Source organism: Ruegeria sp. G7 (assembly GCF_056535465.1).
The window spans coordinates 138189-161017 of record NZ_JBQFIL010000002.1 but is presented as its reverse complement, the minus strand read 5'-3'; the positions used below and the strand labels follow the sequence as shown (position 1 = coordinate 161017).

The following is a 22829-nucleotide window of genomic DNA, read 5'->3' as shown; positions in this document are numbered from 1 at the left end:
GTATCCAATATCCGCTAGAGACGAGTCGAACACCCGCTCAACGGAGACCCCCGATGTCCGCAAATATCTTCACCGGCACTATGCCTGCCCTGATGACCCCTTGCACCCCTGACCGAGAACCTGATTTCGATGCGCTGGTCCGTAAAGGACAGGACATGATCGCGGCGGGCATGTCGGCCGTGGTCTATTGCGGCTCGATGGGAGATTGGCCGCTGCTGACCGACGCGCAGCGGATGGAGGGGGTCGAGCGCCTGATTGATGCAGGTCTGCCCGTTGTGGTCGGTACCGGCGCGATCAACACGAAATCAGCCGTCGCGCATGCTGCCCATGCGCAGAAGATGGGGGCGGCGGGGTTGATGGTGATCCCGCGGGTATTGTCGCGGGGCAGCTCTCCGACCGCGCAGAAGAATCATTTCAAGGCGATTCTCGAGGCCGCGCCGGACGTGCCCGCGATCATCTACAATAGCCCGTATTATGGTTTTGCAACACGGGCCGACCTGTTCTTTGCCCTGCGTGCCGAGCATGCCAATCTGGTCGGGTTTAAAGAATTCGGCGGCAAGGATGATCTGCGATACGCAGCCGAGACTATCACAAGTCAGGATGATCAGGTCACCCTGATGGTCGGAGTAGATACCGAGGTCTACCACGGTTTCGTCAACTGCGGTGCAACCGGCTCGATCACGGGCATCGGCACCGCGTTGCCGCGCGAGGCGCTTTTGCTGGCCGCGCTGTCCCAGAAAGCCGCCGCCGGTCATGCCGAGGCCCGCCAGCGTGCGCAGGAACTGACCGAGGCATTCCATGTTTTGTCCAGCTTTGACGAAGGCCCCGATCTGGTGCTGTATTACAAACACCTTCTGGTGCTGAACGGCGAAGAGGAATACCGCTTGCATTTCAACGAAACCGACGCCCTGACGGATGCTCAGCGCAATTATTGCGAACAGCAATATTCCCTGTTCCGCAACTGGTTTGCAGATTGGTCGAAACAGGGCGGGGTGATCGCCGAATGCATGTGATCGACAGCCATACCGGAGGCGAACCCACGCGGGTCATCCTGAACGGCGCGCCCGATCTGGGCGCGGGGCCGTTGGCCGAGCGCGCCCGGCGGTTGGCGACCGAGCATGAAGCCTTCTATCGCTCGATCATGTTAGAACCGCGCGGACAGCCCGCGATGGTGGGCGCACTGCTGGTCGAGCCTGTGGACCCCTCCTGTATCACCGGCGTGATCTATTTCGACGTGGATGCGGTCTTGGGTATGTGCGGTCATGGTACCATCGGTCTGACCGTGACACTGGCGCATCTGGGGCGGATTGATGTCGGAACGCATCGCATCGAAACACCCGCCGGGGTGGTAACGGTCGAGCTTCATGATGCAAATACGGTCACCGTCACCAACATAGAAAGCCGCCGGGTGCATCAGGGTGTATCGCTGACGGTGCCCAACCATGGCACAGTGACCGGCGATATCGCCTATGGCGGCAATTGGTTCTTCATTGTCGATCCCAGTCCGATCCCGGTCACGCCCGACAATATTGGCGCGATGACCGATTTGAACATCGCGATCCGGGAAGCCTCGATTGCATCGGGGGCCGGCGGAGAGCAGGGCGAGCCCGTGGATCATGTGATCTTGCAAGATCGTTCGCCTGACGGCGCGCATGGCCGAAATTTTGTACTGTGTCCGGACGACAATTACGATCGCTCACCTTGTGGCACCGGCAGTTCAGCGCGGCTGGCCTGTCTGGCCGCGGATGGTACGCTCATGCCGGGAGAAGAGATTGAACAGGAAAGCGTCATCGGCAGTTCCTATCGGATGTCCTATCAGCGCGGTCCGAATGGTGGGATTATCCCGCAGATCACCGGGCAGGCCTATGTCATGGCCGAGGCCACTTTGATCTTCAACCCGCAAGACCCGTTCCGCGCAGGGATCGAAATATGACCCAAGTCACAGTTATCGGCGCTGGCGTGATCGGTATCACCACTGCTCTGGAATTGCAGCGCCGGGGGCATCAGGTCCGCGTTTTGGATCGCAAGGGCGTCGCAGCCGAGACCTCGGCAGGCAACGCTGGGGCCTTTGCATTTACCGAGATCGAACCTCTGGCCACGCCGGGGATCATGCGGAAGGCGCCGCGGTGGTTGCTGGATCCTCTTGGGCCACTTTCGATTCCGCCTGCGTATGCTCTGAAGATCGCACCTTGGATGTATCGGTTTTGGCGCGCCAGTAGCCGACGCCGTTATGAAAACTTACTGAGCGCACAGGCGCAGCTGATGGGTTTGTCCTCGGCGGCGCTGGAACGGCTGATCCCTTCGGTAGATGGCGAAGCGCTGATGCAACGCGACGGACAGTTGCAGTTGTATGAAAGCGAGGCGGATTACCGCGCCAGCTTGCCCACCTGGGAACTTCGCCGCCGCCATGGGATTGAGTTCGAACTGTTGGAGAGCCCGGGCGCGATTGCCGAAAAACAACCCGGTTTGAGCCCGCGGTTCACCCATGCCGGGTTCACGCCCGCTTGGCTGAACACGGTCGACCCTAAGGCGTGGGTTGAGCTTTTGGCGCGCACATTCAGGGATCGGGGCGGTCAGATCGAGTATTGCGACATTCGTGCTCTGACGACGGGAGCCGACGGCATCGACATCCTGCATGCCGAAGGCACAATCACGACACCCCGTGCAGTTGTAGCCGCAGGCGCATGGTCTCATCATCTTGCAAAAACGCTGGGCGATCGCATACCGCTTGAGACAGAGCGCGGTTACAATACGACCCTGCCACAGGGTGCGTTCGATTTGCGCATGCACCTGACCTTTTCGCGCCACGGCTTTGTCGCCAGCCGGATCAATGGCGGTGTCCGTATCGGCGGCGCGGTAGAGCTTGGCGGGCTGAAACTGCCTCCGAACTACAGGCGCTCGGAGATTCTGTTGCAAAAAGCGACCCAGTTTCTGCCCGGACTCAAGACCGAGGGCGGCACACAATGGATGGGCTTCCGGCCTTCGCTGCCCGACAGCATACCCGTTATCGGCCCCTCGCCGAGCGCGGCCGGCGTGATCTATGCTTTCGGTCACGGGCACCTTGGCCTGACCCAGTCGGCGGGAACGGCGGAACTGGTCGGCGCGTTGATCGATGGCCAGACACCTCCGATTTCGCCGCAGCCATACTCGGCCAACCGTTTCTAAAAGAGGTCCTATGCGCAGCAGCAAAACCATACACGTCGTCTCGGCCCATGCCGAAGGTGAGGTCGGAGATGTGATTGTGGGGGGCGTTGCCCCTCCGCCCGGTGATACGGTTTGGGATCAGCGCAACTTTATAGACACCGACCAGACCCTGCGCCGGTTCATGTTGAACGAACCGCGCGGCGGTGTGTTCCGGCATTTCAATCTGCTGGTGCCGCCCAAGCACCCCGAGGCGGATGCGGGGTTTATCATCATGGAGCCCGAAGACACGCCGCCCATGTCCGGTTCGAACGCGATCTGTGTCTCGACCGTGCTGCTGGACAGCGGCATACTTCCCATGCAGGAGCCCGAGACGCACCTGACGCTGGAGGCCCCCGGAGGATTGGTTCGGGTGCGCGCCGAGTGTCGCAATGGCAAGGCCGAACGCATCTATGTGCAGAATGTTCCCAGCTTTGCAGACAAGCTGGACGCGCGGATTGAGGTAGAGGGGCTTGGAACCCTGCGCGTCGACACCGCCTTTGGCGGCGACAGTTTTGTTATTGTCGAAGCCGCCGATCTGGGCTTTGCACTGACACCGGATGAGGGCGCTGATCTGGCCCGTACCGGTGCGCGGATCACTGATGCAGCGAATGAACAGCTGGGGTTTAGCCATCCCGCAAAGGACTGGAATCATATCTCTTTCTGCCAGATCGCAGGACCCCTGCACCGCGAGGGTGATATCCTGACCGGTCGCAACACTGTGGCGATCAAACCGGGTAAGCTCGACCGATCGCCCTGTGGCACTGGCGCTTCGGCCCGGATGGCGGTGCTGCTGGCCAAGGGGCAAATGTCGGCGACTGACCGGTACCACGCACGCTCGGTGATCGATAGCGAGTTCCGCTGCCGTATCGTCGATCAGCAAGACCTGAACGGCCGCGCGGCTATTACCCCGGAAATCTCAGGCCGGGGCTGGATCACCGGGACCCATCAGCACATGCTGGACCCCGATGATCCATGGCCTGGCGGCTATCGGTTGAGCGATACGTGGGGGGCCTGACATGGGACCGAAACGCGCCATAACCCGGCAAAGCCTGCCGGATGTGATCGCCAGCGACCTGCGTGAACGCATCCTGAGCGGAGATCTGGCAGAAGGTGAAACCATCCGCCAAGAGGCGCTGGCCGAAGAATACGACGTCTCGCGCATGCCCGTCCGCGAAGCGCTCAAGCAGCTGGATGCCGAGGGGTTGGTGGTTCTGACCAACAATCGGGGGGCCTCGGTCACCGAGCACTCACTGGACGAGATTGCCGAGATTTTCGATCTGCGCGTGTTGCTTGAGGTTGATCTGTTCCGACGTGCCATCCCCGCGATGACCACTGTGGAGTTTGCCGAATGCAAGGACATTCTGCAGCAGATGGAAGCCTCATATGATGCCAATGATGTTGGCCAGTGGGGTGCGCTGAACCATCGTTTTCACGCAGCGCTTTATGCGGCAGCGGGGCGGGGTTTGACCAATGATCTGCTGTACCGCGTCTCGCTGCAATCTGATCGCTATATCCGCATGCACCTGAGCGTGATGCAGCAGCGCGGGGCGGCCAGAAAGGAACATCGGGAGTTGTTGAAGCTGGCGCAGGCCGGTCAGACGGACGCGGCCTGCGCGTTGCTTGCGACGCATATCGGGCGAACTAAAGAGGAACTGATAACACTGATGACAGCCCGTCGCGCCGCAAGACCTTAGCCGTCCTGAGTGAACATCAGGCGGGCTGTGACAGGAACGGTTCGGGTGATGCTGGGCAATTGCGCCAGTTCCAGCAGCTTGTCGACACCGGGGGTGACCCCCGCGTCTTCCGCACTGATGAACACCATGTCATTGGTCGACACCAGAACGGTATCCTCACCCACGCGAAGGACGAACATGTCGGTATAGAACTCTATGTCCGTGCCGACGAATGACAGTTTCGCATCCACCTCCATCACGGTGGTCTGTCCAACCGCAAGTTTCGAAACTTCGTCCATGTCGATCTGCGCGGTCAGCGTTGCGCTTGGGGCTTTGCGGAAGACATGCTCGATCATGCGCTCATTGCGGATATCGATATTGGTCTCGACCGATGACAGATCGATATCGATCTCGACCGCGCCGTTTTTACCGACATGACCTGACAGCTTACTAAAGGAATTGACCTCGCCCACATCCTCGATTTTAACCGTGCCATAGGCCAGATGCGAAGCCTCGGGGTCCAACGTCCAGTCGGCCGCAAAGGCAGGAGCTGCAATAATTGCCGACGCAATCGTGAATGTTTTCAGCAGAAGTTTCATTTCTTTCCTCCAGAGTCTATGTCAGTTCAGACCAAGCGGGCCCGGTCCCATATCAGAGCAAACACACATAAGTCGCGATTTATTCGATGAGCGTTGAAATGAGTTCCGAACAGGCCGTGCGCGGCGCGATCCAGACACATTCAAAACGGGTCTGGCGATTTGGGCTTGCTCTGTCCGGCGCATCCGATATGGCAGATGACCTTTTGCAGGCCACCGCGCTGCGGGCGTTGGAAAAGCACCATCAGGTTACATCTTTCGAACGGCTGGACAGTTGGCTGATGACCATCTGCCGCTCGATCTGGCTCAACGAAATCCGTGCGCGCTCGGTTCGCAAGGCGCAAGCACTGTCGGTGACGCCTGAATCCGAATTAATTGCAATCGGACCCGATTCAGAAACGAATATTTTCGCCGCTCAGGTGTTTACTCAAGTGATGCAGCTGCCAGAAGCGCAGCGAGAAACGGTTATGCTTGTGTTCGTAGAAGGATACAGTTACCGCGAAGCTGCTGCTATGCTGGACGTTCCCATCGGTACCATCATGAGCCGGTTGTCCAATGCCCGGCAGAAATTGAAATCCGTGATGCAGCACGACAGTGCCGACATCGGTCAACGGAGTGACAAATGAAGTTTTCAGATAAGACGCTTCTGGCGTATCTGGAAGGCAGTCTTGAGGAACCCGAAGCCCGCGCGATTGAGGATGCAATTGCGGATGATCCGGCGCTGGAAACGCGCCTGATGGCGCTCGACCCGTTCGCTGCAGTTGTGCAAGAGGCCTTTGCAGAGGTCCCGGCGCAGACACCACATGTCGAGCTGCCAGCGCCTGTCGCAGCGCAGAGCATGGCAGGGTCGCTGCGTCTGCTTGCGGTTGCCGCCTCTGTCGCGGTGATTGCCGTTTCGGCAACGTTCTGGGCCACCCGCCCGACCGAATTGGGCTGGGCTGCGCAGGCCGCAATCTACCAGTCGCTTTATGTGCCCGAGACCATAGCCTCGCTAGATGATTCCCCCGAGGCGCTGGATGCGCAATTTGCCCGCGCCGAGGCAGAGCTGGGGCGGTCATTGAACCGTGATGTTCTTGAGGATCTTCCTGGTCTGGATCTGAAGCGCGCGCAGGTGCTGTCTTTCAACGGCAAACCTCTGGTGCAGATTGTTTTTGCGGACGCACAAGGTCAGCCTTTCGCCTTCTGTATTATTCGGCAGGGTGAAGGCGCGCCAGCCAAGGACGTGAACCTGGCCGTTCTTAGTGGTCTGTCGACCGCGACCTGGGCCGGTGGTGGTTATGGCTATATGCTGCTGGGCAGTGATCCGCAGACGGATCTGGATCGAGAACTCAGCGTGCTGACGGGTGCTTTCACCGGCTAATCGCGCAGAAACCGCTTGTGGGCGGGGCCAAATGGCCGAAGAATATCGACCATGACGCCCAGACCTGTGAAACCGGATACGGATGACGACGCCACCGAAGAGTGGCCACGCAGCATATACGACACAGATCCACCCGAGGACGAGGATCTTTGGTTTCTTCCGCCGGAAGACGAAGAGAGCCCCGAGGATTTTCTGACCCCGGGCCCTCGGCCTCAGTCCAACCTGTTGTTCGACCCGCGCGACTGGCGTGCGGCGCAATCTGAGCTGTCCGCAGAACTCGCTGATCTTGCCCTGACATTCGGTGCACTGGACGAACGGCTGCGCGCGGGCCCTGCGGGTTGGGGACACCGGTTGGCGTTGATGGAAGTCTCGGATTTGGGTTGGTGGACCGGTGATCGGATCGGGGTTGACCGGCTGGCGTTGTGGACCGGGTTGCGGCTCGGCTCTACTGGCGATGATGTGCAGGCGCTGTATCGTGCAGGTTGGGCGGTACGGCGGCTGACGGCGGGTGCGGGACCTTCTGACGGCGGATGGGAGGGCGGTTTGACAGCCTTTCTCGACCGTCAGGCGCAAGGGATCGAAGACGTACCCGAAGCGGTTGCCGATCTGGCTGAGGTCATGCGCAGCGCCCAAGGGCTGCATCCGGTCACGCAGGCTGCAATCGGATTTCACGCCTGGAGGGCATTCTCGCCGGGGATCGGGCAAGATACCGAAGCCGCCGTCGTCGCGAACCGGCACGCGGCGACCATGGGACGAGGCGGGGCAGTGTTTTTGCCGCTGGCGCTGTCTGGGCCCGGTGCGCTGCGCGGGGTTGGGTCAGTCGATGAAAAGTTTGCGGCTTGGATAAGAGGGGCAGGACAGGCCGCCCTTGCTGCTTTGCTGCATCTGGATCGGATCAGCGCGTGGGAGGCGCGCGCGCGCGAGGCCACTTCGGACCTCAGCGGGCGCACGCCACCCGTTCTGATTGATGTGCTGACCGCCTGGCCGATGGTTTCGGCTCCGTTGGCCGAAGAGTTGACCCGTTCCTCACGCGCAGCTGTTCAGCGAAATCTGGACAAGTTCACGCGCCGGGGTCTGATCCGGGAGGTCACAGGGCAGGGGCGTTACCGCGTCTGGACTGCAGATTTGTGACCATCCGCCATCAGTTCTGGGCCGCCCGATACCTCAGAACCAACGCCCAACCGCCGTCAAAGCTGGCGGCAAGGCGGTTGGGTCCGAGGTAACGGACATCACCTGAGCGCTGACTTCCACCTCGGATGCGGCATCAAACCCCACAAATCGTGTGAGCGCCCCGCCATTGCCTGCCAACACCGGAGTGGTACCTGGTGCAAACGCAATCGGGAAATCCCAGTCCACTGCACCGCTGGCGAACACGGGACCAGTTGCCGCGGTGCAGGCGACCGGATCCAGCGTGGCGGTGCAAATCTGTGTGCCATCGGCAAAGCGCACATATGCGCCGTTAGCATTTTCGCTGCGTTCAATCACTGCACCGCTGGGCGTGCCCGCGGTTTCGGACACTGCGCCCAACAGATTGCCGGGGCCATAGCCGTAATCCGCGCGCATTAGGCGCCCGGGGGTGACGTCCTGAGCGCTGTTTTGGACCGAACTCCCTCCAACCGTACCTGTGGCTGCATCAATCCGCAGCGCTTCGGACCAGCTGCTGCCATCCGGTGACACCTTGATCGAAAATTCGGTACTGCCCGACAGGCCCATTTCGGCATAGCCGGTCCAGTTCGACTGAAACAGCAACGAAGCCGTCTCGCCCGCGTCCGCCTTGTTGATCTTCAGCTGATGCCCGCCCCCTTCATGTGTCAGCAACGTGGCAGGGCTGCGCACGGACAGGCGGTTGATTGCATCGGACCCGGTGGCGATACCCACGCCGGGGAGGTTCTGAGCGTTGACCGGTGGATCGATCCATGCGGCCCCATCCCACACCCGGATCTGACCTGCACCCTGATCCCAGGCGCGCCACCCTGTGCCGGGCGTCAGAAAATGCCAGGCATTGTCGATCCATGCCGCCAGCTTGTTGGCCTGTCCGCTCCAGTCGCCGCTGGGCGTTGCGCCCAAGGCGTGCGTTTCGCCCTGCTCGGGCGCGGCCGGAGGCGTGGTGGCGTTGACAGAGGCGACGCTCAGTTGGACGATAAGGTCGAGTGCGCGCAGCGCCTCGTTATGGGTGACGTGTTTCTGGGCTTGCGCGGGTTGCAAATAGGGCAGGTCCAGTCGGGGTGAGTTCTGTGGCACGGGCGTCCTCCTGAGGCTATCGGTCCGGTGATGATTGCGCGCCACCCTGCCGTGATCCGCGTGAATCCCACCTGACCGGGCCGAACGCCCGTCTGGTAATCTGTTAAGAAATGAGGCCCCTAATCGCGGGCGTAGATATCCTCGTAGCGGATGATATCGTCTTCGCCCAGATAGGTCCCGGTCTGCACCTCGATCAGAACCATCGGCACTTTGCCGGGGTTTGTCATCCGGTGCACCGCGCCCAGCGGCACGTAGACCGACTGGTTTTCCGAGACCAGTTGAACCGTATCGTCGATGGTGACCTCGGCGGTCCCCTCGACCACAATCCAATGCTCGGACCGGTGGTGATGCGACTGAAGGCTCAGCGAAGCGCCCGGATGAACGTGGATGCGTTTCACCTGAAACCGGTCGCCTATCACGAGGCTTTCAAACCAGCCCCAGGGGCGGTGGTCGACCGGCAGCGATTCAGCCTGTTTTGCCCCCTTGGCCCTCAGCGCCGCAACCGCCTGTTTGACGTCCTGCGCCCTGTCCATGCTGGCGACAAGAACCGCGTCGGGCATGGCCACGGTGATCACATTCTCAAGCCCCATAGCGACGACCTCCTGCGCAGGGGATTCCGAGCGGACCAGCACGTTTCGGCAATCGATGGCCGTGACCTCGCCCGCCGTGGCAACACCATTCGCGTCGGGGTTGCTGAGCTCCTGCACCGCAGACCAGCTGCCCACGTCGGACCACCCGGCGGCATAAGGCACAACGCTGAGGTTGTCGGCCTTCTCCATCACCGCGTAGTCGATCGAGATATCCTGAACCCCGCCCCAGGCCTCAGCATCCAGTCTGAGAAAGCCAAGATCGGATTGCGCCTGGTCAACCGCCTTGCGAACCGGAGCCATAAGGTCAGGCGCGTGCTGTTCAAAGGCTTTCAGGATGTCGCGTACGGCAAACAGGAAGATGCCCGAATTCCAGAGATAGCTGCCATCAGCGACCATTGCTTTGGCGTTGTCCAGATCGGGTTTTTCTACAAACCGATCCAGCGGAACCGCCGAACCGGACGTATCTGGCGCATGGCGCAGTTTGAGGTAACCATACCCGGTCTCGGGCCGGTCCGGTGTGATGCCGAAGGTCACCAGATCGCCACGTTCGGCGATCGTGCGCGCCCCTTCGGCCACGGCGGTTTGAAAGGCGGTGGTGTCGGGGATCACGTGATCCGACGCTGCCACCAGCATCACAGCCTCCACATCGACCGAGGCCAGATGCAGTGCCGCGGCCAGAACGGCCGGGGCGGTATTGCGCCCTTCGGGCTCGATCAGGATAGGGCCCGGATCGACCCCGATCTCCATCAGCTGTTCTGGCACAACAAAGCGAAAGGCCTCGTTGGTCAGGATCAAGGGCTTGGCATAAGGCGCACTATCCGGCCCTTGCAGACGCTCGGCGCATTGCTGCAGCAGGCTGGTCTCGCCGATCAGGGGCACGAATTGCTTGGGATAGCTTTTGCGCGACAGCGGCCAAAGCCGCGTACCGGAGCCGCCGCACAGGATGACCGGATAGATCTTGCTCATGTAACCTGCTCCCTCAGAGGGCCGTTATTGGGCGGCGCGATCCGAGGCGACGATGTCGTGCAGATAGCGGCTCAGGTCATCGCGCAGATCGTCGCGATCCAGAGCGAAAGAGACGGTCGCCTGCAGGAACCCGGCCTTTGAACCGCAATCGAACCGCTGGCCGTCGAACTTGTAGCCAAAGACCGGGACACCGTTGGTGATGTCCTCGGCGATCGCGTCGGTCAGCTGAATCTCACCGCCGCTGCCTGTCTTCATCTGGTTCAGATTATACAGCACCGACGGACCCAGAATGTAGCGACCGATTGCGGCCAGATTCGAGGGCGCCTCGGCAGGTTTGGGCTTTTCGACCATCCCCCTTGCCCGAACCACGGTGCCGACATTCTCACCGGTATCCAGAATCCCGTACGAGCTTGTCTTCTCGTTGGGAACCTCCATCGCAGCAACCATGTTGCCGCCGGTTTCCTCATAGGCCTCGACCATCTGCTGCAGACAGGGCTTGTCGGCTGCGATGACATCGTCGGGCAGCATGACGGCAAAGGGTTCATCCCCGATCAGGCGGCGCGCGCACCAGACCGCATGGCCCAGCCCCAGCGCCTTGTGCTGGCGGATATAGGCGATTGCACCACTTTCCATATTGGTGGCATTCAGAATCTCCAGCAGCTCATCCTTGCCCTTGGACTTCAGATCCTGCTCCAGCACCAGATTGTGGTCGAAGTAATCCTCGAGCGCGGATTTCCCGCGCGAGGTCACAAAAATGAATTCCTTGATCCCAGCCGCGCGCGCCTCGTCGATTGCGTATTGGACCAGCGGACGGTCAACCAATGTCATAATTTCTTTTGGCACCGATTTGGTCGCCGGCAGAAACCGTGTTCCCATCCCTGCAACGGGAAAAATCGCCTTGGTGACCTTGCGTGTCATGTTACCTCTCAAATTCGATGCACAACCGGCGGGGCGTCTTTATAGCCGGCGCTTTCACATAAGATGTAAATCCGTATCAATCAATTGCACCAGGCACAGTTCCCCTGGACCGGTTGGAATCTGCCATTAACCAAGGGTCAGAGTCAAAACGAAACCGCGCCCCCGCACCGTTCTGCGGCACTGGGGCGCAAGTGTTCAGCCATTGGCCATAATAGCATCAAGCGGGTCGTGCTCGGCCACGAAATGGTCCGGTGCAACTTCGCTCAGCTGCGGGACATAGTCTACCTGACCCGCCGACAACCGGCTGGGCAGGAACCGCAGTGCCGCCTTTGGATCCATGGGCGAGGGTAATTCTCCCGGCAGCTTAAGCCTTTGGCGGCTGCGCTCGACATCCGGGTCCGGGATCGGAACGGCCGAGATCAGCGACTTGGTGTACGGGTGAATGGGGTCGGAACAGATCACCTCACCATCGCCAAGTTCAACGATGCGACCCAGGTACAGCACCATAATCCGGTTCGACACAGCCCGCACCACCGACAAATCATGGCTGATGAAGATCATCGACAGGCCGAATTCTTGTTGCAATTCACGCAACAATTCAACGATTTGGGCCTGAATGGACACATCAAGCGCCGAAACAGCCTCGTCACAGATGATCAGTTTCGGTTTGTTGATCATGGCCCGCGCGATTCCCACGCGCTGGTTCTGCCCGCCGGACAGCTCATGTGGGTAACGGTTGATCATGTTGGCGTTCAGACCCACCCGCTCCATCATCTCGGCGACCATTTCCTTGCGCTCACGATCGGTCAGATCAGGACGATAGGTTTTCAGCGGCTCGGCAATAGAGGCCGAGATTGTCATCCGCGGATCAAGGCTCGCCAAAGGGTCCTGAAACACGATCTGCAGGTCTTTGCGGTATTTGTTCAGCTCGGCGCGTTTCAGCCCGACAATCGGGCTGCCCAGCCAGCTGACATTGCCGGCGCTCGGTTCGATCAGTTGCAGAACAGCCCGAGCCAGCGTGGATTTGCCACAGCCCGACTCACCCACAACGCCCAGAGTTTCACCCTTGCGAATGTCGAAGCTGACACCGTCGACCGCCTTCAGCGGCACTTTGCGCCCGAACAATCCGCCCGAGACATGGATCGGGAAATGAACCTTGACGTCATCGACCTTAAGCAACGGCTCATCGACCGCAGGCAGCGCTTTGGGCGCGTCGCCCGCATCGATGCGCGGCATCGCCTCAAGAAGGGTGCGGGTATAGGCATGCTGCGGAGCGCGGAAGATTTCGCGCGCATCACCCTCCTCGACAAACTCACCCATGCGCATGACCTGAATCCGGTCGCACATGCGCGCTACGACGCCCATGTCGTGCGTGATCAGGGCAATCGCGGTGCCTTCATCCTTTTGCAGATGAACCATCAGGTCCAGAATGTCGGCCTGAACGGTAACATCCAGCGCCGTCGTCGGCTCGTCCGCGATCAGCAGCTTGGGGTTACACAGCATCGACATAGCGATCATCACCCGCTGGCGCATCCCGCCAGAAAGCTCGTGCGGGTACTGATCCAGACGGCGCGCAGCTTCGGGGATACGCACTCGGTTCAGCCAGTCCAGACAGCGTTGGCGCGCGGCAGAGCCTTGTAGGCCCTCGTGAATTTGCAGAACCTCGCGCATCTGTTGGCCAACCCGCAGATGCGGTGTCAGGGCTGTCAACGGATCCTGAAAGATCATGCCCACATCCGATCCGCGGATCTTGTTCAACGTGTTGACGGGCAGGTTCAGGATTTCATTGCCGTTCAGCATGGCCGACCCCATGGCCCGGCCTGCAGGCGGCAAAAGCCCCATCGCGGCCATGAAGGTCTGGCTTTTACCCGATCCGCTTTCACCCACGATGCCAAGGCATTCGCCGGGATTGATGTCGAAACTGATGCCTTTGACAGCCTCGACCACGCCATCAGGGGTGTCGAACTGGACGCTCAGGTCCTTGACGGAGAACAAACTCATATCAGCGATCCTTCGGGTCCAGAGCGTCGCGCAAACCATCGCCGATGAAGAACATCGTGATGATGATGGTGACGTAGAATGTCAGCGGGTACATCAGTTGCCACAGCGTGCCATAGCTCATCGTCCCAGCCCCTTCGGCGATCAAGCGGCCCAACGAGGTGTAGGGTTCCGAGATACCCAGACCCAGAAACGAGATAAAGCTCTCGGTCAGGATCATCTCGGGCACCAGCAGCGAGGCATAGACGATCACCACGCCCAACAGGTTGGGCAGGATGTGGCGGTACATGATGGTGAACTCGCTGACACCGGCGGCACGGGCGGCCTCGATGAATTCACGGTTCTTCAGGGTCAGGGTCTGTCCCCGCACGATCCGCGCCATCGTTAGCCAGCCCACCGCACCCAGCGCGATGAACAACATGAAGAAGGATCGCCCGGCTACAACAAGCAGCAGGATGATAACCAGCGTGGCCGGGATCGCCAGCAGGATATCGACAAAGCGCATCATCACGCTGTCGGTGCGCCCGCCGATATAGCCAGCGGCGATACCATAGCAGGTGCCCACAATCAGCGCGGTTGCGGCCCCGATCAGACCCACCAGCAGCGACGTGGTGGTCGCCTGAATGACGCGGCTGTAGAGGTCGCGCCCCAGATCATCGACACCGAAATAGTGGCCTGTTTCGATCGATGGCATCCCCATGCCACGCACGTCACCCATGACATTCCAATCGATCTCTTCGTTGTTCCAGACCGCAAAATAGGGTCCGAAGATCGTGAAGAGCACGATCACGCTCAGGATGATGACACTCGCCATCGCAGCTTTGTTGCGGACAAACCGCATCCGCGCGTCTTGCCACAGCGAACGACCCTGAATGACCGTATAGTCGGTGACGTCGTCGGCCAGCTGGGCGGCTTTTTGTGATTTTCCAAGCATTGCCAGCCCCTCAGTAGCGGATTTTCGGATCGAACCAGGCATAGGCCAGGTCGGTCAGCAGGTTCACGATGACGGTTAGCGTGCCATAGAGGATCGTGACCCCCAGCAGCACCGCATAGTCCCGCGCCAGCGCCGAGTTCACATAGGCCTGACCCAGACCACCGGTCGAAAAGTAGATGTCGACAAAGACAGAACCGGTCAGCACGTAGACGAAGACCGGCCCCAGATAGGACACGACCGGCAGCAGCGTCGGTTTCAGTGCGTGACGCCAGATCACGGTTCTGGTCGGGAGACCCTTGGCCCGTGCGGTGCGGATGAAGTTCGAGTTCAGAACCTCGAGCATCGACGACCGGGTGATCCGCGCGATCGAGCCCATATACGAGGTCGCCAGCGCGATAACCGGCATGACCAGATATTGCCACTGGCCGCCATGCCAGCCACCGCCCGGCAGCCAACCCAGCCACAGGGTGAAGGTCAGGATCAAGATCGGGCCCATGATGAAGTTCGGCAGCGCCTGCGCGGCAATGCCCAGACCGACGGCGAAATAGTCGATCCAGCTATTGTGCTTGATCGCAGCGGCGATCCCCAGCGCGACACCGATGGATGTGGCCACCAGAAACGACAGCGAGCCATAGGTCAGCGAGATCGGGAAACCCTGCGCGATGATGTCATTGACGTCCCGGTCCTTGAACTTGAAGGACGGGCCAAAGTCGAAATGCACAACGATATTATACAGATAGTCCCAAAGCTGTTTCCACAGCGGCTGGTCCAGCCCGTAGCGCGCCTCGATATTGGCCAGCACCTGCGGCGGCAGGGGCCGTTCCGAGGTGAAGGGTCCACCGGGCGCGACGTGCATCAGGAAGAAACAGGCGATGACCAGCAAAAGGATCGTGGGAATGGCGACCAGCAGCCGCCGGAAACTATAGGCAAGCATTTCATGCCCCCGTGTTTATTGGCTCTGCCCCGGGCGATCCCGGGACAGAGCGTGGTTCAAAGACGATTATTCAGCGATCTTGTACAGGTTCTTCGAGTACCAGTTCTGCTCGACATTGTTCACCGGCCAGTTCCCGACATCGCTGTCCATCATGTAAACACCGGCATAATGGTAGATCGGGATCACTGGGGTCTCTTGTGCGATGATACGCTCAACCTCGGTATAGAGCGGCGCGGGATCGTTCGAGGTTTTGGCCTCTGCCAGCAGCTCGTCAACGCGGGCGTTGTTGAACTTGCCGTCGTTGTACCCCGAATCCGACTGCAGCAGGTCGAGGAAGGTCGAGGCTTCGTTGTAATCGCCACACCATGCACCACGGGCCAGTTCAAAGTTCTGGTTACCGCGCTCTTCCAGGAACACTTTCCATTCCATATTGGCCAGTTCAACCTGAACGCCCAGCTTCTGTTTCCACATCTGGCTTAGCGCCACGGCGACCTTCTTGTGGTCTTCTGAGGTGTTGTAGACCATCTCGAAGCTTAGCGGATTGTCGGGTCCATAACCTGCTTCGGCCAACAGCTCCTTGGCCAGTTCGTCGCGCTCGGCCTGGCTCATGGACGCCATTTCGACCGCCGGAACAGTGAAGCCCGCAGTGGCTTCGGGTGCGAAAGTGTAAGCCTGCGGCTGACCACCGGCCATGACCTTTTCGGTGATGATCGCGCGGTCGACTGCCAGAGACAGCGCTTGGCGGACATTGGGGTCTTTGAACGCCTCAGGGCCACCTTCGGACAGGTTGAAGGTGTAGTAGTAGTTACACAGACGCGGGAAGCTGATGGCTTCTTCGGGGTGTTCCTGGCTCAGGCGCGGATACTGTCCAGCCGGAATTTCGGTGCGGTCCAGTTCGCCTGCCAGATAGCGGGTCAGGGCGACGTTTTCGTCGTTGATGACCAGTGCGACAACCTTGTCGATGATTGTGTTGTCGTTGTCCCAGTACATTTCGTTGCGCTCACGCACCGAACGTTCCTGCGGCAGATGCTCGGTCAGGACATAGGCACCGTTCGAGACGATGTTTTCAGGCTTGGTCCAAGCGTCGCCAAACTCTTCGATCACTTTCTGGGGGGCCGGGAAGGTGGTCGAGTGCGTGGTCATCTGCGGGAAATAGGGCAGGGGCGCACTCAGGCGGACTTCCAGCGTCTTGTCGTCGATGGCCTTGACGCCCAGATCGTCGACGGATGCGTTGCCTGCGATGATCTCGGCAGCGTTCTCGATCGACATCAGTTCCATGAACCATGCATAGGGCGAAGACAGCTCGGGATCGACGGCACGTTTCCAGGCGAAGACGAAATCGCCCGCAGTCACCGGATCGCCGTTCGACCACTTGGCATCGTCGCGCAGGGTAAAGGTGTAGACGTCCTTGGTGTCATTGACCTCAAAACCGGTGGCAACGCCCGGAACCAAATTGCCTTCTTCGTCCTGGTTCATCAGTCCTTCGAACAGGTCCCGAACGATCTCGGCACCCGAGACGTCTTCGACAACCTGCGGATCAACCGAGCTGTGTTCGTCCAAGATGCGGTAGGTAAAGGTCTGGTCCTCCGCCAGCGCTTCGCCGGTTTCCGGGTGCGTCCCGGCGGCCATGGCTGCGCCGGTGATGATGGTTGAGGACAACAGCCCCGCTAACGAGGTTCGGATCATTCTGTTCATGTGTTTACTCCCGTTTATTGGTGTCGGAGCCGCGCCAATACGGCTGGGGCTCGTCTACCGATCTGTTTCCGGCATCTGCTGTGGCTGCGCTTTGATCTAGATCGCCAAAAGGCCACATCTTGGGCGCTCAGCGGCAGGGGATGTCAGAAAATCAATTGTGAAAGTGGTCTTTCACTGCGCAGGAAGGTGCCGGTTTTTGGTCAAAGGTAAAGGGTTTTGACGGTATTTGTGTGCTGAAAGGTCGATTGAAACCGTAACCGGTAAGGCAGTCGAAATAATATTTTGAAACGCTTTGTCGATATGACACTTTCGTGAAGCGAGACATATTGGTTTAGGGGAATACGTTGGCGCGGATACCCGCCAATGGCGAATCACCTGCGATTCTATGGCACCAGCTGCGCCTTCATTACGGCCTCGGGAAAGCATGTCGGTATGCGACCGGTTCGTTCTTGCCAGCGCCCGATCGACCGCCGGGTTTTGTAACCGGGTAATCCATCGACACCCCCAACATCATGCCCTCGTTGAACGAGGACCTGTTGCATGGCGGCGATGTCCGAGCGCAACAGGCCACTGACCTCGCCCCAAGAGGCGCGAAAATCGCCAACGCCATATTCAATGCGATCCCCGACATGACCAACAAACAGGGCGTATAGATCACTGGTGTTATAGTCTTTCAAAACATAAAAATTGGGCGTCACGATAAACGCCGGGCCGTTCCGTCCCGCGGGCAACATCAGGTAGCCCTCGGCGGCTAACTCATGATCGGGAAAGGGCCGACCCGAGATGCGATTGATACCCAGTGCGACCCAATCACGGATCGGACGCCCTTGATCCGGTCCTTCAAGCGTGCACGAGACATCCTGTGGCACCGAGACCTCAAATCCCCAATCGCGGCCTTTCACCCAACCATGCCGCCAGAGATAATTCCCAATCGAGGCAATTGTATCCGCCTCTGAGTCCCAGATATCAGCGCGGCCATCTGCGTTCCCATCAATCGCGTATTCCAGAAAACTGCTTGGCATGAATTGAGGCTGTCCAAGCGCACCTGCCCAACTGCTTTTGAGAACACGCACATGTCCGGCCTCGGCAATTTGAAGCGCCGCAATCAATTCCGAAGTGAAATAATCGGCCCGTGTGCTCATGAACCCCTTGGTGCCCAGAACCTGAAACGCGCTGTGGCGGATCGGAACCTTGCCATAACCGCTCTCGCGCCCCCAAATCGCCAGTATGATGTGGGAAGGCACGCCGGTTTTTGCCTCGACCTCTGCCAAAACATCTGCATGTCGCCTGGCCATCTGTCGGCCGACATGGGTGGCGCCTTGAACCGAGCCTGCGTTGAAGTAACGCGACGGCGCGCCGAATTCAGCCTGTCGTTGGATTTTGGGCGTTCGGTTCGAGCTTCCGGGCGGCACCAAATCGGGCAAATCCCAGTTCAAACTGACCCCTTCGAACGCCTTTTGAAACGTCCCACGGGAAACCCCGCGCGCCTTTGCCTGCGGCCAAATCACCTGTTGCAGCCAGTTCTGAAACTGTTGTTCGACCACCACCCGATCCTGCGCAAACGCAGTGCTTGCAGTTATGATCAGCCAAAAGAGGGCAATAAGCGAACGCATGTCAAACGGTGTCGCCCGGTCGAACCTGCAAGTCAACCGCCGGGGTAGCGCAGCTTTCGGGAAAAGGTCTTGAGAAATCTTCTGACTCTGCTGATAGTTGCCGAGAACCCGGTCATGAAAGGATCAGCAGGCGTGACCATTTCTCGGATACTCGCTGTCTCACTGGCCACTATGACGACGCTGCTTGTGTCCGGCCAGATCGCCTGGGCGAGCGACAGTTTCATGGACCCGCAGGGCCCGATCGCAACCGCACAGAAACAGCATCTGTTTCGTGCAACAGCGCTGATATTGGTCGCCGTGGTTCCGGTGCTGGTCCTGGTCCCCCTGATCGCCCTGCGGTATCGCCGCCGAAAAGGCGGAGCCGCCGCCTATAGACCGCATTGGGATTTCTCGGCCCGGCTTGAGGTTCTGATGTGGGGTATCCCTGTTCTTATCGTGGCGATCCTGTCCTTCTATCTGTGGAAGGCCACTCACCGCCTTGATCCTTATGCTGCCCCGTTCGGAGAAGAGCCCGCCCTGCAGGTGCAAGTGGTAGGATTGGATTGGAAATGGCTGTTCATTTACCCCGAGCTCGGCATCGCGAGTGTGGGAGAGCTGGGCATTCCGATCAAGCAGCAAATAGCGATGACGCTGACCACTGATACGGTGATGCAGTCCTTTATGATCCCCGCTTTGGCGGGTCAGATCTATGCGATGCCGGGGATGACCACCAAACTGCATCTGGTGGCGGATGCGCCAAAGACCATGCAGGGCGAAAACACGCAGTATAACGGGCGCGGTTTCACCAAACAGAAATTCTTGACACAAGCGATGAACCCGCAGGATTTCGATGCCTGGGTCACCAGCGTTCGGGCCAACGGCATACCATTGACCGAAGATACCTATCGCATCCTCGCCATGCGCACGGATCGGGACGAAGTCCAGGCAGCGCTAGGCACGCCGCTTATGCCACTCAATGCGCTCTATTTTACCCTGGATGACAAGGATATCTTCCAGTCAATCCTGCACCGCTATCACAGCGGAACGGCTCTGCCCCGAGACCTGCAGCCGGGGACGGCGACATTCGGGCAGGAGGCGCAGCAATGACATCAGCCGAAACCGGTTTCCTTGGCCGTCTGAATTGGGACGCATTTCCTGTTGTCGGCCTGATCCAGACTCCGAACGCGAATGAGATTGTGGCCAATGCCGCCGCGGGGATTGTCATCATCGGGGTAATCGCTGTGGTGGGAGTGCTGACGTGGTTCCGCCTGTGGGGGCCGCTTTGGCGCGACTGGCTCACCAGCGTCGATCACAAAAAGATCGGGATCATGTACATCGTTTTTGCCATTGTCATGCTGGCACGCGGTGTCCTGGAGGGGGTCGTCATGCGCGCCCAACAGGCTGCCGGGCCGGGGGACGGTTTCCTGGAAGCCGAACACTTTGCCGAGCTGTTCAGCACCCATGGCACGATCATGGTGTTCTTCGTCGCAGTACCCTTCGTCTTTGGGGTCGCCAATTATGTGATCCCGCTGATGATCGGCGCGCGAGATGTGGCCTTTCCCGTAATGAACCAGATAGGGCTAGGTTTGACCGTATCCTCGGGCATGATGTTGATGGTCTCGCTGGTGGTCGGAGAGTTCTCGACCGGTGGATGGACAGCCTATCCGCCCTACACCGGGGCTGCATTCAATCCGGGCGTTGGACCCGATTACTGGATTTGGGCCATTGTTGTTTCTGGCATCGGCACCACGCTGACGGGCATCAACTTTGCCGTCACGATCTATAAGCTACGCGCGCCGGGGATGAAGTTCATGCGGCTGCCGATGTATTGCTGGACGATCATCTGCAGTTCGATCCTGATCATCTTTGCCATGCCTCCTCTGGGTGTCGCCGCACTGCTGCTAGCCGCCGACCGGTATCTGGATTTCCACTTCTTCACCAATGACCTTGGCGGCAACATGATGAACTATGCCAACCTGTTCTGGCTGTTCGGCCACCCCGAGGTTTATCTGCTGGTCCTGCCCGCCTACGGCATTTATTCCGAGGTTTTTGCGACCTTCTCGGCCAAGCGGCTCTATGGCTATAACTCGCTGGTCATCGCGACCATGTCGATCGCCATCATGTCCTTCACGGTTTGGCTGCACCATTTCTTCACGATGGGTCAAAGCGCACTGATAAATGCGGTTTTTGGTATTGCCACGATGTTAATCGCGATCCCAACCGGGGTGAAGGTCTATGACTGGATGGCCACGCTTTATCGAGGCCGCATCCGGTTCTCGGTTCCCATGCTATACGGTCTGGCGTTTCTGATGCTTTTTGTAATCGGCGGGCTAAGCGGCGTCATCCTTGCCAACCCGACTGTCGATTATCAGGTTCACAACACGTTGTTTCTGGTCGCGCACTTTCACAACGCTCTGCTGCCCGGCGTACTGTTCGGCTTGCTTGCCGCGTATAACTACTGGTTCCCCAAGGCTTTCGGGTTCCGCCTGAACGAGTTCTGGGGCCGTGTATCGGTCTTTTGCTGGACCGTTGGCTTCCTGCTGACTTTCATGCCGCTTTACTTCGTTGGGCTGATGGGAATGCCGCGCCGGTCATTCAGTTGGGAAGACCCTAGTTTTCATCCCTATATGATCACCGCCGTGATTGGCGCGGTGGTGATCACCTGCGGCCTGTTCTCGGTGCTGATCCAGCTTTGGGTCAGCATCCGCGATCGCGAACAAGCCCGCGCGCCGGTCGGTGATCCATGGGATGGGCGCACTCTGGAATGGTCAATTCCGTCGCCGCCGCCGCCCTATAATTTCGCTGTCATCCCGCAAGTGACCGACCGCGATGACTTCGCCGCTGCCAAGGAACGGGGTCAGGCCTATCCCGAACCCGACGCGTATGAGGATATCGAAATGCCCCGCAACACCGGCATTGGCTTTATCCTGTGTGTGCTCAGCGGCATCTGGATGTTTGCACTGGTCTGGTGGATATGGTGGCTGGCCGCGTTGGTAACGATCGCGATGCTTCTGGCCTTCATCGTCTGGAGCTTCGATACCAGCACCGAAATCATCATCCCCGCCGAAGAGGTCCGCAAAGAGCACGAAGCCTGGTTATCTCTGGTCCATAGCACGCAGGCAGTGGACCGCGACTTTGAAACCGCGCCCGAAAACCATGGCCTTGCGCGTCCGGATATGGAGGCCTCGACATGACCGGCACACCCAAGCACAGCTATCCCGGCATCAACCTCGGAGAAGATCACGCCAGCGCGCACAAGGCCTCCGAAGTTGTCACCTTCGGATTTTGGGTCTTTCTGATGAGTGATCTGGTCTATTTCGGCCTGATGTTCGCAATCTACATCACGATGATCGACGCGCAGGCGGGCGGGCCAGGACCACATGAACTGTTTGATCTGAAGAGTATTTTCGCCCAAACCCTGATCTTGCTCACAAGCAGCCTGACGGTCGGTTTGGCGATGCTGGCATTGAAGTACAATCTGCCACGGGCACGTGTGGTGCTTTGGTTCGGGGTGACTTTGGTACTTGGGCTCAGCTTTCTGGTACTGGAAATTCGCGACTTCATGAACATGGCTGCGCAAGGGGGTGTCCCCCAACGCAGCGGTTTTTTGTCGGCTTTTTATGGCCTTGTGCCTCTGCACGGGCTGCATGTCGCGGCAGGGTGCATCTGGCTGGTCGTGTTGGGCATCCAGCTGCGCGTGATGGGGATGACCGATCTGGTAATCTCGCGTGCCGTAAGACTGGCGTTGTTCTGGCACTTCCTCGATCTGATCTGGATCGGCATCATCACCATCGTGTATTTCGGAGGGCTGGCCTATGGATAACCGAACCGAACTCCATCGCCGCGAGCGGCGGCGCTATGTGATCGGCTATGGCGGCTCGCTGCTGCTTACACTTGTCGTGTTTGTCATTGCATACCGGTTCGGCATCGAAACGCCCGGGGTGTACCTGACGATTGGCCTGCTGGGCTTGGCGCAACTGGTCGTGCAACTGGTCTATTTCCTGCATATCGACCGCCGCCGCAGCAGTCGCGAAGATCTGGACCTGATCTTGTTTTCAACTCTTGTCTTGCTGATCATCATCGGCGGCACGGTCTGGATTCTTGGCAACCTGGCCATTCGGATGCACACCCATATGATGTAGCACAGCA

Annotated in this window: 21 protein-coding genes; 12 read left to right on the top strand and 9 right to left on the bottom strand. The window is 59.3% G+C overall.

Going from position 1 to position 22829, the window contains the following annotated elements:
* The first annotated feature begins 53 nt into the window (after positions 1–53).
* From ACR3EN_RS17510 to ACR3EN_RS17490, 5 genes are read left to right on the top strand one after another with little or no spacing between them, the layout of a single operon-like run.
* On the top strand, positions 54–1013 hold the full coding sequence (locus ACR3EN_RS17510) for a dihydrodipicolinate synthase family protein (protein ID WP_480820769.1): 960 nt from the start codon (positions 54–56) through the stop codon (positions 1011–1013).
* Entirely contained in the window at positions 1004–1933 is a 930-nt protein-coding gene (locus tag ACR3EN_RS17505) for a 4-hydroxyproline epimerase (protein ID WP_480870400.1), read from the top strand. Before ACR3EN_RS17510 ends, ACR3EN_RS17505 begins: the two co-directional genes overlap by 10 nt.
* Entirely contained in the window at positions 1930–3165 is a 1236-nt protein-coding gene (locus tag ACR3EN_RS17500; RefSeq protein ID WP_480870398.1) for an NAD(P)/FAD-dependent oxidoreductase, read from the top strand. The genes ACR3EN_RS17505 and ACR3EN_RS17500 overlap by 4 nt, the downstream gene beginning before the upstream one ends.
* 10 nt (positions 3166–3175) lie before the next feature.
* Positions 3176–4198, top strand: a complete 1023-nt coding sequence (locus ACR3EN_RS17495; protein ID WP_480870395.1) for a trans-3-hydroxy-L-proline dehydratase — start codon at positions 3176–3178, stop codon at positions 4196–4198.
* A 1-nt stretch (position 4199) separates the two neighbouring features.
* Positions 4200–4877: a GntR family transcriptional regulator gene (locus ACR3EN_RS17490; RefSeq protein ID WP_480857802.1), complete on the top strand. Its 678-nt coding sequence runs from the start codon at positions 4200–4202 to the stop codon at positions 4875–4877.
* On the opposite strand, the gene ACR3EN_RS17485 is transcribed toward ACR3EN_RS17490, so the two are convergent.
* A complete protein-coding gene (locus tag ACR3EN_RS17485; protein WP_480820779.1) occupies positions 4874–5455 on the bottom strand; it encodes a YceI family protein in 582 nt (193 codons plus the stop codon). The two genes, ACR3EN_RS17490 and ACR3EN_RS17485, sit on opposite strands and share 4 nt — an antisense overlap.
* A gap of 86 nt (positions 5456–5541) precedes the next feature.
* Between ACR3EN_RS17485 and ACR3EN_RS17480 the strand changes: the two genes are divergently transcribed.
* The 3 genes from ACR3EN_RS17480 to ACR3EN_RS17470 are packed head-to-tail and all read left to right on the top strand — an operon-like array spanning position 5542 to position 7943.
* Positions 5542–6078 (top strand): RNA polymerase sigma factor, encoded by a 537-nt coding sequence (locus tag ACR3EN_RS17480; RefSeq protein WP_480857800.1) that lies wholly within the window; start codon positions 5542–5544, stop codon positions 6076–6078.
* Positions 6075–6812, top strand: a complete 738-nt coding sequence (locus ACR3EN_RS17475; RefSeq protein WP_480820783.1) for a hypothetical protein — start codon at positions 6075–6077, stop codon at positions 6810–6812. The genes ACR3EN_RS17480 and ACR3EN_RS17475 overlap by 4 nt, the downstream gene beginning before the upstream one ends.
* A 51-nt stretch (positions 6813–6863) precedes the next feature.
* The gene (locus tag ACR3EN_RS17470; RefSeq protein ID WP_480820785.1) at positions 6864–7943 is read left to right on the top strand and encodes a helix-turn-helix domain-containing protein; all 1080 of its coding nucleotides are present in this window, start codon (positions 6864–6866) and stop codon (positions 7941–7943) included.
* 33 nt (positions 7944–7976) lie between these two features.
* On the opposite strand, the gene ACR3EN_RS17465 is transcribed toward ACR3EN_RS17470, so the two are convergent.
* The 8 genes from ACR3EN_RS17465 to ACR3EN_RS17430 all read right to left on the bottom strand — a co-directional run bounded on the left by ACR3EN_RS17465 (position 7977) and on the right by ACR3EN_RS17430 (position 18701).
* Complete coding sequence (locus tag ACR3EN_RS17465; RefSeq protein WP_480820787.1) at positions 7977–9053, bottom strand: DUF2793 domain-containing protein; 1077 nt, start codon at positions 9051–9053, stop codon at positions 7977–7979.
* A 119-nt stretch (positions 9054–9172) separates the two neighbouring features.
* Positions 9173–10609 carry a mannose-1-phosphate guanylyltransferase/mannose-6-phosphate isomerase gene (locus ACR3EN_RS17460; RefSeq protein WP_480820789.1) on the bottom strand — a complete coding sequence of 479 codons (1437 nt, stop codon included), beginning with the start codon at positions 10607–10609 and terminating at the stop codon, positions 9173–9175.
* A 24-nt stretch (positions 10610–10633) separates the two neighbouring features.
* Positions 10634–11527 (bottom strand): UTP--glucose-1-phosphate uridylyltransferase GalU, encoded by an 894-nt coding sequence (gene galU / locus ACR3EN_RS17455; RefSeq protein WP_480820791.1) that lies wholly within the window; start codon positions 11525–11527, stop codon positions 10634–10636.
* A 195-nt stretch (positions 11528–11722) separates the two neighbouring features.
* The gene (locus ACR3EN_RS17450) at positions 11723–13528 is read right to left on the bottom strand and encodes an ABC transporter ATP-binding protein (protein ID WP_480820793.1); all 1806 of its coding nucleotides are present in this window, start codon (positions 13526–13528) and stop codon (positions 11723–11725) included.
* A 1-nt stretch (position 13529) separates the two neighbouring features.
* Positions 13530–14459 (bottom strand): ABC transporter permease subunit, encoded by a 930-nt coding sequence (locus tag ACR3EN_RS17445; RefSeq protein WP_480820795.1) that lies wholly within the window; start codon positions 14457–14459, stop codon positions 13530–13532.
* Between the two features lie 10 nt (positions 14460–14469).
* Positions 14470–15393: an oligopeptide ABC transporter permease OppB gene (oppB, locus tag ACR3EN_RS17440; protein WP_480820797.1), complete on the bottom strand. Its 924-nt coding sequence runs from the start codon at positions 15391–15393 to the stop codon at positions 14470–14472.
* A 66-nt stretch (positions 15394–15459) separates the two neighbouring features.
* Positions 15460–17088 carry a peptide ABC transporter substrate-binding protein gene (locus ACR3EN_RS17435; protein WP_480820799.1) on the bottom strand — a complete coding sequence of 543 codons (1629 nt, stop codon included), beginning with the start codon at positions 17086–17088 and terminating at the stop codon, positions 15460–15462.
* 383 nt (positions 17089–17471) lie between these two features.
* Positions 17472–18701: a lytic murein transglycosylase gene (locus ACR3EN_RS17430; RefSeq protein WP_480820801.1), complete on the bottom strand. Its 1230-nt coding sequence runs from the start codon at positions 18699–18701 to the stop codon at positions 17472–17474.
* 69 nt (positions 18702–18770) lie between these two features.
* Here ACR3EN_RS17430 and ACR3EN_RS17425 point away from each other — a divergent pair, with 69 nt between their 5' ends.
* The 4 genes from ACR3EN_RS17425 to ACR3EN_RS17410 are packed head-to-tail and all read left to right on the top strand — an operon-like array spanning position 18771 to position 22822.
* Entirely contained in the window at positions 18771–19787 is a 1017-nt protein-coding gene (locus tag ACR3EN_RS17425) for a cytochrome ubiquinol oxidase subunit II family protein (protein ID WP_480820803.1), read from the top strand.
* A complete protein-coding gene (locus ACR3EN_RS17420) occupies positions 19784–21874 on the top strand; it encodes a cbb3-type cytochrome c oxidase subunit I (protein WP_480820805.1) in 2091 nt (696 codons plus the stop codon). The genes ACR3EN_RS17425 and ACR3EN_RS17420 overlap by 4 nt, the downstream gene beginning before the upstream one ends.
* A complete protein-coding gene (locus ACR3EN_RS17415; RefSeq protein ID WP_480820807.1) occupies positions 21871–22503 on the top strand; it encodes a cytochrome c oxidase subunit 3 in 633 nt (210 codons plus the stop codon). Before ACR3EN_RS17420 ends, ACR3EN_RS17415 begins: the two co-directional genes overlap by 4 nt.
* Positions 22496–22822, top strand: a complete 327-nt coding sequence (locus ACR3EN_RS17410; protein ID WP_480820809.1) for a cytochrome o ubiquinol oxidase subunit IV — start codon at positions 22496–22498, stop codon at positions 22820–22822. Before ACR3EN_RS17415 ends, ACR3EN_RS17410 begins: the two co-directional genes overlap by 8 nt.
* Positions 22823–22829: the final 7 nt, after the last annotated feature.